A 13044-nucleotide genomic window follows, 5' to 3' on the forward strand; every position below is an offset into this window, starting at 1 on the left:
TTACTCGTCAGCGCCCTTGTCGATCACTTTACGGCCACGGTATACGCCTTCTGGCGATACGTGGTGACGCAGGTGAACTTCACCGGTGGTTTTTTCTACAGACAGAGTGCTAGCCTCGAGAGCGTCGTGCGAACGGCGCATGTCACGGGCAGAGCGGGATTTTTTGTTCTGCTGAACAGCCATAATTGATTAACTCCTAAACGTTTGGGTCACGCTTTAACTGCGCCAATACACTGAACGGGTTGGACCGCGTTACCTCGTCCACGCTCGGCTCGGGCTCATCGAGGCCCGCCGGCTGCTGGCATTCTTTCGGATCATGAGTTGGCACAATGGGCAAGGCGAGCAAAAGCTCATCCTCGATCAACGCCAGCAAATCCAATGGATCTTCGCCGAGTTCCAGCACGTCATAGCCTTTCGGCAACGACTGGGTATTTGCACCCTCCTTCACCACGGCATAACTGCATTCGCTGTGGATCGGCAGGGTGACCAGCTCAAGACAACGCTGGCAAACCATTTTGACTTCAACGTCAATCTCACTGTGGATAACCACAGCGCGCTGTTCGTCTCGTTCAAAAACGAATTTCGCCTGCACTGTACCGAGATTGTCAGCAAGCGGGTCGCAGAGTCTCTCCAAATCAGCCAGCGGCATCTCTCCCTGAAGAGTGGTGCCACGATCAGCTAATTTGCGCGGGTCAACGTGAGGTGGAATCGGGTCATTCAACATAGGCGCAGCATTCTAGGGACGAGGTCCTCGACTGTCAAAGGAAATTCAGGGCTGTTCGCAACCTGACCCGCTGATTACACTCGACTTTCATGTTTTGGAGAACCTCATGCTGCCTCTGCTCCTTGCTTCCAGCTCGCCTTATCGCCGGGAATTGCTCGAACGACTGCGTTTACCGTTCGTCTGCGCCTCCCCCGACATCGATGAACGTCATCACCCTGGGGAGTCCGCGACGGCGCTGGTAAAACGTCTGGCACAAGAAAAGGCAATCGCGCTGGCCGCGCACTTTCCTAAGCACCTGATCATTGGCTCGGATCAGGTAGCGGTGCTGGGCGAGCAGATTCTTGGCAAGCCGCACACCTTTGAGCGCGCGCTGGAGCAGCTCAGCGCGAGCAGCGGGAAAAGCGTGAGCTTCCTGACCGGCCTGGCCCTGTACAACAGCCAGACGGGGCATTGCCAGGTCGACTGCGTGCCGTTCACTGTCCACATGCGCGAACTCAGCGCGCCGCGCATCAGCCGCTACCTGCACGCCGAGCAGCCGTACGACTGCGCAGGCAGCTTCAAGGCTGAAGGCCTGGGCGTCAGCCTATTTCACAGCACAGAAGGCCCGGACGCGACCAGCCTGATCGGCCTGCCTTTAATAAGGCTGGTCGACATGCTCGCCGCAGAAGGTGTTGAAATCCCCTGACCAAGCGGATTAGCCGTTACAAAAAACCCGACCAGCGGCCGGGTTTTCTGCTTTCAGAGGCCTGCTAGCGCAGCGTAGGACCTTTGAATCCGGCCCACATGGCAATCTGCTCGGCCACGCTGGAACCCAGCTTCTTCGAGAAGCGATCGAACGGCGACTCCTGAACGGTGTAGTCGACCATTTCCTTCTCACCGATCACGTCACGCGCGACATAACTGGCGCTGCCCAAACCGTCCACCAACCCCAAAGCGACCGCCTGCTCGCCCGTCCACACCAGGCCGGAGAACAACTCTGGATGGTCCTTGTCCTTCAAGCGGTCACCGCGCCCCGCTTTCACGCTGGCGATGAACTGCTTGTGCGTCGTGTCCAGCACGCCCTGCCAGAAAGCCGTCTCGTCAGGCTTGGGTGGCTGAAATGGATCGAGAAAGGCTTTGTGCTCACCCGAGGTGTAGGTGCGGCGATCCACCCCCAGCTTTTCCATGGTGCCGACAAAACCGAAACCGGCCGCCGTGACGCCAATGGAACCCACCAGACTCGCTTTGTCGGCGTAGATCTGGTCGGCAGCGCTGGCGATGTAGTACGCGCCCGAGGCGCCGAGGTCGGTGATCACCGCATAGACTTTGATGTTCGGCTTCTGCGCGCGCAGGCGACGAATCTCGTCATAGATGTAGCCCGACTGCACCGGGCTACCGCCCGGACTGTTGATGCGCAGGATCACGCCTTTGGTTTTTTCGTCCTCAAAGGCGGCCCGCAGACTGCCCACAATGTTGTCGGCACTGGCAGCCTCGGTATCGGCGATCATGCCCTTCACGTCGATCAGAGCGGTGTGACTGTCCCTGCGCGACGCGCCTTTTTCGAAATCCATCAGCGGCGAAAACATTGCGAGCATCACAAACAGATAAGCAAACGTCAGGAGCTTGAAAAAAATGCCCCAGCGCCGGGCACGACGCTGCTCCTGCACGCTGGCCAGCAGGGTCTTTTCCAGAAGCTGCCAGCTTTTCGCATCGGCCTTGCGCTCGCCGTCATCCTGCGCAGACGGCGCTTTCCATTCATCCGACATAGATCAATTACCCCAACAACGAAGATTCGGCATTCCGCACACCCAACCAGGCGCGCAACTCGGAAAAATGCTTGATCGCCAGACGCGGCTCGTACTGCAGCAGAGAATCCAGCGCCTGGGCACCGTAACCCACCGCCACCGAATCCATGCCAGCATTGCGTGCCATCAGTAGATCGAACGACGCATCGCCAATCATCAGCGCCTTTTCAGGCCTCACGCCACAATGCCGCAGAATTTCATTGAGCATCAGCGGATCAGGCTTGCTCGCCGTCTCATCGGCAGCACGCGTCGCATCGAAGTAATCGTGCCAGCCATGGGCCTTGAGCACACGGTCCAGACCGCGACGCGCCTTGCCCGTCGCCACCGCCAGACGATAGCCCTGGGAGCGGAACGCCTCCAGCGACTCATGCACACCGTCGAACAACTTCGAAGGCTCGACATCCATGGCCATGTAGCTGTCTGCGTAGCGCTGACGGAAATCGATCAGGTCATTGGCGGTGATGTCGGGGTACAGCGTACGGATGGCTTCCGGCAACCCCAGGCCGATGATGCCCTTGATTGCCAGATCATCTCGTACCGGCCGGCCGGACAACTCGGCAGCAGCGCGCATGGCCTCGACAATGCGACCGATGGAGTCGGACAGGGTGCCGTCCCAGTCAAATATCAGCAGCTCGTAATCAGGGCGCACTCAATCGCTCCACGGTCTTGGCCCACATGTCGTCGACAGGCGCCTCCAGCTTCAACTCGCCGCCATCGGGCAGCGGCACGGTCAGCGCGTAGGCGTGGAGGAATAACCGTTTGCCGCCCAGATCACGAATTTCGCGGGTGAAATCCTCATCGCCATATTTACTGTCGCCAGCGATGCAGTGCCCGGCATGCAGGGTATGCACGCGGATCTGGTGGGTACGGCCCGTGATTGGACGGGCCTCCACCATCGTCGCGAAGTCGCCGAAGCGGCGCAGCACCTTGAACATCGTCAGCGCCTCCTTGCCCTCTTCGTTCACCTCGACCATGCGCTCGCCCGAGCGCAGGTTGCTCTTGAGCAAGGGCGCACGCACCTGCTTCTGCGACGTCGGCCAGTTCCCGCGAACCAGCGCCATGTACCGCTTGTCGACGCCATCACCGCGCAACTGCTCATGCAGGTGACGCAACATGCTGCGTTTCTTGGCGATCATGAGCAGACCCGACGTGTCGCGGTCCAGGCGGTGGACCAGTTCCAGCTCCTTGGCATCGGGGCGCAACTGACGAAAGGCTTCGATGACACCGAAACTCAGGCCGCTGCCGCCGTGAACCGCGATGCCAGCAGGCTTGTTAAGGACAATGAGGCCTTTGTCTTCAAAAACGATCGCCGCTTCAAGGCGTTGCAACAGACCTTGTGCCACAGGCACAGGCTCGTCACGTTCAGGCACGCGAACGGGTGGAACGCGCACGATGTCGCCCGCCTGAAGCTTGTACTCGGGCTTGATCCGGCCTTTGTTCACTCGCACTTCGCCCTTGCGCAATATGCGGTAAATCAAGGTCTTGGGAACGCCCTTGAGGTACGTGATCAGAAAATTATCGATGCGTTGACCGGCAAGTTCCGGCGCAACCTCTACCAGCTGAACGCCGGGGGTTGGGGGGGTGATATTCGTCATGGCGCAAATCATAACAATTTTTTATGGATTTGAAGCACTTAATGATTGCTGCTATAGTCGCGAACGCCGCCAAAAGCGGCCTGGACAGCGGACAAACGGTATGACAGCCGGCCCTGCCCAACGCAATTCACGAGGGCGCGAGGCCGCCCTACGGGGCTTTCGGTGACAACGGAGCGTCAGCAAGCGTAACGAGCGCAGGTGACATGAGGCCTGAAACAAGCCCGATCGCAGAGTGAGTCACTCGCCATCGAGGCCCATGTTCATGGCCAGTTCACAAAGTGCAGTCGCTGGCAGACACACCGGGCGAATGCTTCGGAAACCGAAGCCTTAATTTGAGCCATGACGCGTGAACTTCCCATCGAAGATCGCGTAAATGCAAACCCGCTGCGGATTCAGCGCGCGGCAGCACCCGAATTATCAGGGATACGTGTGGGGTGGAGACGCACAACCGTCGGACTGTGTAGCACAAGGCTTTATTCAAGACGCTTCATATCGTCCGCTACCGATGGTTGATTCCTCCTCCTGACAAAGCTTTTGCTGACAGGGTGTCATTTGTCACCACAGCAAGCAGGAAACGTCGTCGCGACTACGGCCCCGCTGGCCGGATATCGCTAGACACTGGAGTGTCCAAGCACTCCTGACGCGCCCTGACACCGACCGTGAGAAGTCGTGTGTGCCGAACGCCGTTTCCGGCAGCCCGGAAACCGACGGTACTACATGAAAAGAATGCTGATTAACGCAACTCAACCCGAAGAGTTGCGTGTTGCGCTGGTAGACGGCCAGCGCCTATACGACCTGGACATCGAATCCGGGGCCCGCGAACAGAAGAAGGCCAACATCTATAAAGGCCGGATCACGCGTATCGAACCCAGCCTTGAAGCCGCGTTCGTCGACTTCGGCTCCGAGCGTCACGGCTTTCTGCCGCTAAAAGAAATCTCCCGCGAATACTTCAAGAAGTCCCCGGAAGGTCGCGTCAACATCAAGGACGTCCTGAGCGAAGGCCAGGAAGTCATCGTGCAGGTCGAGAAAGAAGAGCGTGGCAACAAGGGCGCCGCCCTGACCACGTTCATCAGCCTGGCCGGTCGTTACCTGGTGCTGATGCCGAACAACCCGCGTGCCGGTGGCATCTCCCGCCGCATCGAAGGCGAAGAGCGCAACGAACTGCGCGAAGCGCTGAACGGCCTGATCGCCCCTGCCGACATGGGCCTGATCGTGCGCACCGCCGGCCTTGGCCGCAGCAGCGAGGAAATGCAGTGGGACCTCGATTACCTGCTGCAACTGTGGACCGCCATCAAGGAAGCGTCCCAGGATCGCGCCGCACCGTTCCTGATCTACCAGGAAAGCAACGTCATCATCCGCGCGATTCGCGACTACCTGCGCCAGGACATCGGTGAAGTCCTGATCGACAGCGTCGAAGCTCAGGAAGAAGCCCTGACCTTCATCCGCCAGGTCATGCCGCAGTACGCCAGCAAGATCAAGCTGTACGAAGATAGCGTTCCGCTGTTCAACCGTTTCCAGATCGAAAGCCAGATCGAAACCGCCTTCCAGCGCGTCGTCGAACTGCCTTCCGGTGGCTCCATCGTCATCGATCCGACTGAAGCGCTGGTGTCCATCGACATCAACTCGGCGCGCGCCACAAAAGGCAGCGACATCGAAGAAACCGCCCTGCAGACCAACCTTGAAGCGGCTGAAGAAATCGCCCGTCAACTGCGTCTGCGAGACATCGGCGGCCTGATCGTCATCGACTTCATCGACATGACGCCGGCCAAGAACCAGCGCGCCGTGGAAGAAAAAGTCCGCGAAAGCCTGGAAGCCGACCGCGCCCGCGTTCAGGTCGGTCGTATCTCGCGCTTCGGCCTGCTGGAAATGTCCCGTCAGCGCCTGCGCCCATCGCTGGGCGAAAGCAGCGGCATCGTCTGCCCGCGTTGCAACGGCACCGGCATCATCCGTGACGTCGAGTCCCTGTCGCTGGCGATCCTGCGCCTGATCGAAGAAGAAGCCCTGAAAGACCGTACCGCCGAAGTCCGCGCTCAGGTGCCGATCCCGGTCGCTGCGTTCCTGCTCAACGAAAAACGCAACTCGATCACCAAGATCGAACTGCGCACCCGCGCACGCATCATCATCCTGCCGAACGATCACCTCGAAACGCCGCATTTCGAAGTTCAGCGCCTGCGTGATGACAGCCCGGAAGCCCACAGCCTGCAGTCCAGCTACGAAATCGCTGCGGCCGCCGCCGAAGTGGAAGAAGTCCAGCCAGCGGCAGCGACCCGCACCCTGGTTCGCCAGGAAGCCGCGGTCAAGACCGCACCGGCACGCGCCAACGCTCCGGTGCCTGCCGAAGTCGCCGCACCGGCAGCGCCAGCACCTGTTGCCCACGAGCCAAGCCTGTTCAAAGGTCTGGTGAAATCGCTGGTCAGCCTGTTCGCCACCAAGGAAGAGCCAGTCGCACCGGCGGCCGTGGTTGAAAAACCGGCTGCCGAGCGTCCGGCCCGTAACGAAGAGCGTCGCAACGGTCGTCAGCAGAGCCGCAGCCGTAATGGCCGTCGCGACGAAGAGCGCAAGCCTCGCGAAGAACGCGCTCCTCGTGCAGAGCGTGAAGAACGCGCGCCACGCGAAGAGCGTGCGCCGCGTGAAGAACGTGCCCCTCGTGAAGAGCGCGCACCGCGCGAGCCACGTGAGACCCGTGACGAAACAGCAACTCCACGTGAAGAACGTCCGGCACGCGCACCGCGTGAAGAGCGTCAGCCGCGTGCTCAGCGGGAAGACCGCAAGCCGCGTGAAGAGCGCGTGCGTGAACTGCGCGAGCCACTGGATGCCGCACCAGCCGTCAACGTGCCGCGCGAAGAACGCCCTGAGCGCGCACCGCGCGAAGAGCGTCAGCCACGTGCGCCGCGTGAGGAGCGTCAACCGCGTGCCGAGCAGGCCGCAGCAGCCGTTGAAGACGAAGCACTGTTGAACAACCAAGAGCAGCAGGACGAAAACGGCCAGGAACACGCCGAAGGCGACCGCCCTCGCCGCCGCTCCCGTGGCCAGCGTCGTCGCAGCAACCGTCGTGAGCGTCAGCGTGACGCCAACGGTGATGTGATCGAAGGCAGCGAAGAGCATCAGGCCGAAGCCGGTCAAGACACTGTTCGCAGCGAAGGCAACAGCACTGAAATCGCCGCGGGTCTGGCCGTCACCGCCGCCGTTGCAGAAAGCGTGATCAGTGCCCCGGCTGAAGCCGACGCTCACCGTCAGGCTGAGCGTGCAACCGCCTCTGTCGAGGCGCCCGCTGCTGAAGCCGCACCTGTCGAGAAAGCCGAAGCGCCTGTCGTCGAAGCGCCCGCCGTCGAAACACCGGCTGTACCCGCCAAACGTTCGATCATGCCGGAAGTGGAAGTCGCGCAATTCGACGCTTCTCTGAGCCCGTTCGAGCGTCAGGTGAAAGCCGCCGCTCAGGCTGAGCTGTTCGAAACCCCGGCTGAAGTTGAAGCACCTGCCGTTGCTGAAGCGCCTGCTCCAGCACCGGTCGTTGAGGCACCTGCTGCGCCTGTTGCACCGGTCGAAGCGCCGAAAGCCGCTGAACCCGTGGTTGAGACGCCCGTCGTCAAGAAGCCAATGGTTGCCGAGCCTGTGGTTGCACCGGCTGAACTGGCCGCTCCGGAAATCGTTGCGGCCCCAGTGGCTGTCGAACCAGCGCCTGCGCCTGCTCCTGCGCCTGCGCCAGTTGCGACTGAAAAGCCAGCACTGCCGATGGCCAGCACCGGCCGCGCGCCGAACGATCCTCGTGAAGTTCGCCGTCGTCGCCTGGAAGCTGAACGCCTGCAGAAGGAAGCTGAAGCGGCCGCAAGCGCTGCGCCACAAGCACCAGCGGCTGCAGAGCCAGCACCTGTTGCCGTCGAAGCCGCTGCGAGCCCTGCCCCGAGTGTTGACGACCACGTCAACACGAAGGAAGTGGTGACCGAGCACGGTGAAGAGCTGGAAGAAAGCAAAGAGCCCAAGCCGCTCGCGTAATCTTCAGTGAATGAAAAGCCCCGCCTGTTGCGAAACAGGCGGGGCTTTTTTATGGGCGCGGATAGAGCCGGTTAGGGTCGGCAGATCCTGATCCCGCGCCTTCTACGATCTGAAATCCAGCGCCGCCGGCACATCCACATCCCAAAGAACCCCGGGGTCTTCAACCGGTAACTCAATGACCCTGGCCCCCTGAAACAGCCGCTTGGCCCCCTTCTCGCCCGCCAGAGACCGCAGGGCGGAACCAAACCCTCGACCGAAACCGACAGGATGGCCAGACGCGCCGTCGTAAACAGGCACACTGATAGCGTCATCCTCCAGCGAATTGACCACCCGCTCGAGGGTATCCGAATGGATGAAAGGCATGTCCCCGAGCACAATCAGCCAACCGCGATGATCTGGCTCCGCCGCCACGGCGGCGGCAATGCTGTCACCCATGCCTGGGGACTCCAGCACCACAACCTCACAACCCTGCTGCAACCCCAGTTCGGTGACACTGCAATAATGAGGACGGGTCAGGAGCACAATCTTGTCGACAACGGGCCTCAGCCCGACGAGCACATGCTCAAGCACCGAGCGCTCGATACCGTCACGCCCCGTGCATTGCGCCAGTAACTTGTTGCGATGGGCCCCGGCGATCTGCCGGTAACGGCTGCCAAGCCCTGCTGCCAGGACGACGGCGCACACGGTGTCACTCATGCCCAACCTCGGTTTGAAGATGTCTCGCATTGGAAATGCAAAGGCCGCGCCATCCCTTCAGCCTCGTGAAAGGCTGAAGTGTAATGGGTTTTGAACAGACGAGCGTGGACGCGAGACACACCTCAATAGAGGTTAGGCTCCATCTCCAGCGTCACACCGAAACGTTCGAGGATGTCGGCTTGAATCCGCTGCGCAAGGGTTAGCAGGTCGCGCCCGGTGGCCGAACCGTAGTTGACCAGCACCAGCGACTGCAACGCATGAACACCCGCATCGCCTTCCCGAAAACCTTTCCAGCCTGCCTGCTCGATGAGCCAGCCTGCCGCAAGTTTCACCTGGCCGCCAGGGTGTGGATACGCCACAAGGCCCGGATGCGTCTGCTTGATGCGCTCGGCGAGCTCAACGGGGACAACCGGATTCTTGAAGAAGCTGCCTGCATTGCCCAACACGGCAGGATCAGGCAGTTTCTCACTGCGGATCTCACAGATCGCCCGACTGACATGCATCGGCGTTGGCTGGTGAATGCCCTGATCCTGAAGGCGCTGGCGCACCGGGCCGTAATCCAGATGCAACCTGGCGGCGAAACTCAGTTTGAAGCGCACCCGAAGAATCAACCAGCGACCGGTCTGGTGCTTGAACACGCTGTCGCGGTAACCGAACGCGCAGTCAGCCAGGGAAAACTCGCGCAATTCGCCGTTTTCCCGATCCAGCGCCACCAGACTATGGAACACGTCTTTCAGCTCAACGCCATAGGCGCCGATATTCTGCATCGGTGCTGCACCGACCGTACCCGGAATGAGGCTGAGGTTTTCCACGCCCGACAGACCGCGCGCCAGCATTTCCTGGACGAACGGGTGCCAGGGCTCTCCTGCCTCAGCCTCGACGATCGCATCGCCGCAGTCTTCGTGGAGGATGCGAATGCCCCGACTGGCCATGCGCAGCACCAACGCGTCAAGATCCTTACTCAACAGCAGGTTGCTGCCGCCGCCGATGACCAGCAGTTCAACCTTGTGCGCCGCCGAGTACGCCAGCGCCTCGCGGACATCACTGTCGTTGTGCGCCTCGGCAAACAGCCGGGCACGCACATCGACACCAAAGGTGTTGAACGGCTTGAGTGAAACGTTGGATTGAATCTGCAGGCTCATGCAAGCACCTGCCTGAAGACCACCTGAGCATGACACCCCATCACCGTTAAACCTCCATTAAACGCCGGACGCGTTCCAGGTCTTCGGCGGTGTCGACACCGGCGGGCGGCGCTTCCACTGCATCGGCGACGTGAATCCGCACGCCGTGCCACAGGGCTCGCAGTTGTTCGAGGTTTTCGGTGTTTTCCAGCCAGCAAGGGCCCCAACTGACGAAGTCATGCAGGAAACCGGCGCGATAGGCGTAGATGCCAATATGTCGACGGTACGGAACGCCTTCCGGCAGTTCGTCACGGGTTTTGGCCAACGCATCTCGCGCCCAGGGCAGCGGCGCGCGGCTGAACGTCAGCGCCAGGCCATTGAGGTCGGCACAGACTTTGACCACGTTCGGGTTGAACAGCGCTGTTACGTCGTCGATCGGCTCGGCCAGCGTCGACATACGTGCTTCAGGGTGTGCGGCGAGGTTATCGGCGACCTGATCGATCACGGCGGGAGGGATCATCGGCTCGTCGCCCTGAACGTTCACCACGATGGCGTCGTTGGCGAGCCCGAGCAGCGACGCCACTTCGGCCAGCCGGTCGGTGCCCGAATTGTGATCGTCGCGGGTCATCAACACTTCAGCGCCGAACGCCAGGCATGCGTCGACGATGCGCTGATCGTCAGTGGCAACCACGATACGCTCCGCGCTGCTTTTGCAGGCCTGCTCCCAGACGTGCTGGATCATCGGCTTGCCAGCAATGGTTTTCAGCGGCTTCCCGGGAAAACGGCTCGAACCATAACGCGCAGGGATAACAACGGTAAACGCTGCGGTCATTTGTCCAGACGCTCATCGGTGGTCAGGGTGCGCGCTTCGCTTTCCAGCATCACGGGGATGCCGTCACGGATCGGGTAAGCCAGACCGGCGCCCTTGCTGATCAGCTCGGTTTTGTCGGCGCTGAGCTTGAGCGGACCCTTGCAGATCGGGCAGGCGAGGATGTCGAGCAATTTGGTGTCCATAAGAAATCCTGAGCGTGTCATGGCAAAAGCCGGGTTAACTGCGAATCGAACCAACGGATGAAGGCCGGAGAAGGCACGGCTTCAACGGCGAGGTACCACCAGTCGGGGGCCGCGAAAGCCGCACATTTCACGGCATCTTTTTCGGTCATGACCAAGGGCAGGACCGGCGTGAACGCCAGCGCCTGTGCACTGAACACGGCATGATCGGCGAACGCATGCGGAACAGGCCGCCAGTGTAGTCCTTCGAGGGTGTTGAAGAAACGTTGCGGGTTACCGATCCCCGCCACTGCGTGCAGCGCTTGTCCGGCCGGAAAGTAATCCACGGGGCGGCGCTCGCCGCTCAGCAGGTTGACCAGCGCGGTGGGTTGCAATCTGAACGCGTAACCGTCGTCGCGATCTTCGCTGGCGCCGTTGTACAGCAAGGCGTCGACGCTCTGCAGACGCTCGACCGGCTCACGCAGAGGACCGGCCGGCAGGCAGCGGCGATTGCCCAGCCCGCGCGCGGCGTCGATCAGGACCAGCTCTAGGTCCCGGGCGAGCCGGTAATGCTGCAGGCCGTCGTCGGACAGGATCAGATCGAGCGGTTCTTCTGCGAGCAGTCCGCGCACGGCCTGCGAACGATCAGGGTCGATCATCAGCGGCACGCCGGTGCGTTTGACGATCAGCAGGGGCTCATCCCCCGCCTGATCGGCACTCTGCTCAGCGGTGACACGCCACGGAAAGCTCGGCGGTCTGGCGCCATAACCTCGGCTGACCACACCCACGCGCAGCCCCCGACGACGACAGTCATCGATCATCCAGAGAATCAGCGGGGTCTTGCCGGTGCCGCCCACCGTAATGTTACCCACCACGATCACCGGCACGGGCGCTGTGTAGATGTCGCCCTGCCCGGCCACGAAACGCGCGCGTTTGTTATTGACGACGCGACGGTACAAGGCTTCAAGCGGACGCAGCAGCGTCAGCGCCGGATGGCCTTCGTACCATGCGTCCAGCAAGCGATCAGTGAGTGCCATCAGTTAGCCGAGGCGGCCTCGACGGTGGTCATGCGCAAGTGAGCGAAACCGAGCTTGCCTGCGGCGTCCATCGCGGTGATGACCGACTGGTGAGGGGTCTTGCCGTCAGCGCTGATGGACAACGGCAAGCTGGTGTCCCCGCCCGATTCCTTCTGCAAGGCATCGATCAGGGTTTCCAGTTTGCTGTCGGCCAACAGCGTGTTGTTCACCGAGTAGGCACCTTCGGCGTTGATCGTGATATCGACGTGCTTTTTCTCGACATCGTCGGCCGACGCGCCGGTGACCGACTGCGGCAGATCCACGCGCATCTGGGTTTCGCGGGTAAAGGTCGTGGTGACCACAAAGAACAGCAGCAGAATGAACACCACGTCGATCAGCGACACCAGGTTGATGTCGATGGTCTCCCGAGGTTTGCGGCGGCGGAATTTCACTTCTTGCGGCCCTCGCCGCGGGCGGCAGCCTTGAGATCAGGCTTGGCATCGGTCAGGTCCACGTCACGGTCGCCCTGCACCACTTCCACCAGTTTGATCGCTTCCTGCTCCATGCCGACCACCAGTTCGTCGACGCGGCTTTGCAGGTAGCGATGAAAGAAGATGGCCGGGATCGCGACCGTCAAGCCGGACGCCGTACAGATCAGCGCCTTGGCGATACCGCCGGCCAACATGCCCGCGTTACCGGTCATGCCGGTGCTGGTGAACGAACTGAAGATGTCGATCATGCCCAGCACGGTACCGAGCAGGCCCAGCAACGGCGCCATGGCGGCGATGGTCCCGAGGGTGGCGAGATAGCGTTCCAGCTCGTGAATCACCCGCGCAGCGGCTTCCTCGATGCACTCCTTCATGATCTCGCGACCGTGACGGGAGTTGGCCAGACCGGCCGCCAGAATCTCACCCAGCGGCGAATCGGCGCGCAGTTCCTTGAGCTTGTCGCTGCTCAGTTGCTTGTCCTGGATCCAGCGCCACACCTGGCCGAGCAGGTGCGGTGGCGTAATACGGCTGGCACGCAGGGTCCACAGACGTTCGATGATGATTCCGACGGCGGCAATGGAACTCAAAATGATCGGTAGCATCATCCAGCCACCCGATTTGACCAGCTCCCACACAG

Annotated in this window: 14 protein-coding genes; 2 read left to right on the forward strand and 12 right to left on the reverse strand. The window is 61.2% G+C overall.

What is annotated here, in order from left to right; genetic code table 11:
- Both rpmF and BMY73_RS10585 read right to left on the reverse strand, forming a co-directional pair.
- Positions 1-183: a 50S ribosomal protein L32 gene (gene rpmF, locus BMY73_RS10580; RefSeq protein WP_003179396.1), complete on the reverse strand. Its 183-nt coding sequence runs from the start codon at positions 181-183 to the stop codon at positions 1-3.
- Positions 184-196: 13 nt separating this feature from the next.
- Complete coding sequence (locus tag BMY73_RS10585) at positions 197-724, reverse strand: YceD family protein (protein ID WP_062380508.1); 528 nt, start codon at positions 722-724, stop codon at positions 197-199.
- Positions 725-830: 106 nt separating this feature from the next.
- Here BMY73_RS10585 and BMY73_RS10590 point away from each other — a divergent pair, with 106 nt between their 5' ends.
- Positions 831-1409: a Maf family protein gene (locus BMY73_RS10590; RefSeq protein ID WP_175500168.1), complete on the forward strand. Its 579-nt coding sequence runs from the start codon at positions 831-833 to the stop codon at positions 1407-1409.
- A 64-nt stretch (positions 1410-1473) separates the two neighbouring features.
- Here BMY73_RS10590 and BMY73_RS10595 read toward each other — a convergent pair whose 3' ends face one another.
- From BMY73_RS10595 to rluC, 3 genes are read right to left on the reverse strand one after another with little or no spacing between them, the layout of a single operon-like run.
- Positions 1474-2469: a S49 family peptidase gene (locus BMY73_RS10595; protein WP_092406958.1), complete on the reverse strand. Its 996-nt coding sequence runs from the start codon at positions 2467-2469 to the stop codon at positions 1474-1476.
- Positions 2470-2476: 7 nt separating this feature from the next.
- Complete coding sequence (locus BMY73_RS10600; RefSeq protein ID WP_092406960.1) at positions 2477-3157, reverse strand: HAD-IA family hydrolase; 681 nt, start codon at positions 3155-3157, stop codon at positions 2477-2479.
- A complete protein-coding gene (rluC, locus tag BMY73_RS10605; RefSeq protein WP_062380500.1) occupies positions 3147-4103 on the reverse strand; it encodes a 23S rRNA pseudouridine(955/2504/2580) synthase RluC in 957 nt (318 codons plus the stop codon). Before rluC ends, BMY73_RS10600 begins: the two co-directional genes overlap by 11 nt.
- Positions 4104-4820: 717 nt before the next feature.
- Between rluC and rne the strand changes: the two genes are divergently transcribed.
- Positions 4821-8096, forward strand: coding sequence for a ribonuclease E (gene rne / locus BMY73_RS10610; RefSeq protein WP_218190151.1), 3276 nt, complete (start codon positions 4821-4823; stop codon positions 8094-8096).
- Between the two features lie 102 nt (positions 8097-8198).
- Here the strand turns inward: rne and BMY73_RS10615 are convergent, their stop codons facing one another.
- The 7 genes from BMY73_RS10615 to BMY73_RS10645 form a co-directional block, all read right to left on the reverse strand.
- A complete protein-coding gene (locus BMY73_RS10615; RefSeq protein WP_092407064.1) occupies positions 8199-8792 on the reverse strand; it encodes a nucleotidyltransferase family protein in 594 nt (197 codons plus the stop codon).
- Between the two features lie 122 nt (positions 8793-8914).
- Positions 8915-9934: a UDP-N-acetylmuramate dehydrogenase gene (murB, locus tag BMY73_RS10620; protein ID WP_092406964.1), complete on the reverse strand. Its 1020-nt coding sequence runs from the start codon at positions 9932-9934 to the stop codon at positions 8915-8917.
- A 46-nt stretch (positions 9935-9980) separates the two neighbouring features.
- Complete coding sequence (gene kdsB, locus BMY73_RS10625) at positions 9981-10745, reverse strand: 3-deoxy-manno-octulosonate cytidylyltransferase (protein ID WP_092406966.1); 765 nt, start codon at positions 10743-10745, stop codon at positions 9981-9983.
- Entirely contained in the window at positions 10742-10927 is a 186-nt protein-coding gene (locus BMY73_RS10630; RefSeq protein ID WP_003174668.1) for a Trm112 family protein, read from the reverse strand. The genes kdsB and BMY73_RS10630 overlap by 4 nt, the downstream gene beginning before the upstream one ends.
- 17 nt (positions 10928-10944) lie before the next feature.
- On the reverse strand, positions 10945-11940 hold the full coding sequence (lpxK, locus tag BMY73_RS10635) for a tetraacyldisaccharide 4'-kinase (protein ID WP_092406968.1): 996 nt from the start codon (positions 11938-11940) through the stop codon (positions 10945-10947).
- On the reverse strand, positions 11940-12371 hold the full coding sequence (locus tag BMY73_RS10640) for an ExbD/TolR family protein (protein ID WP_092406970.1): 432 nt from the start codon (positions 12369-12371) through the stop codon (positions 11940-11942). Before BMY73_RS10640 ends, lpxK begins: the two co-directional genes overlap by 1 nt.
- The gene (locus tag BMY73_RS10645) at positions 12368-13042 is read right to left on the reverse strand and encodes a MotA/TolQ/ExbB proton channel family protein (RefSeq protein WP_062380486.1); all 675 of its coding nucleotides are present in this window, start codon (positions 13040-13042) and stop codon (positions 12368-12370) included. The genes BMY73_RS10640 and BMY73_RS10645 overlap by 4 nt, the downstream gene beginning before the upstream one ends.
- Positions 13043-13044 lie beyond the last annotated feature (2 nt).

The organism is Pseudomonas sp. NFACC02 (assembly GCF_900110765.1).
GTDB lineage: Bacteria > Pseudomonadota > Gammaproteobacteria > Pseudomonadales > Pseudomonadaceae > Aquipseudomonas.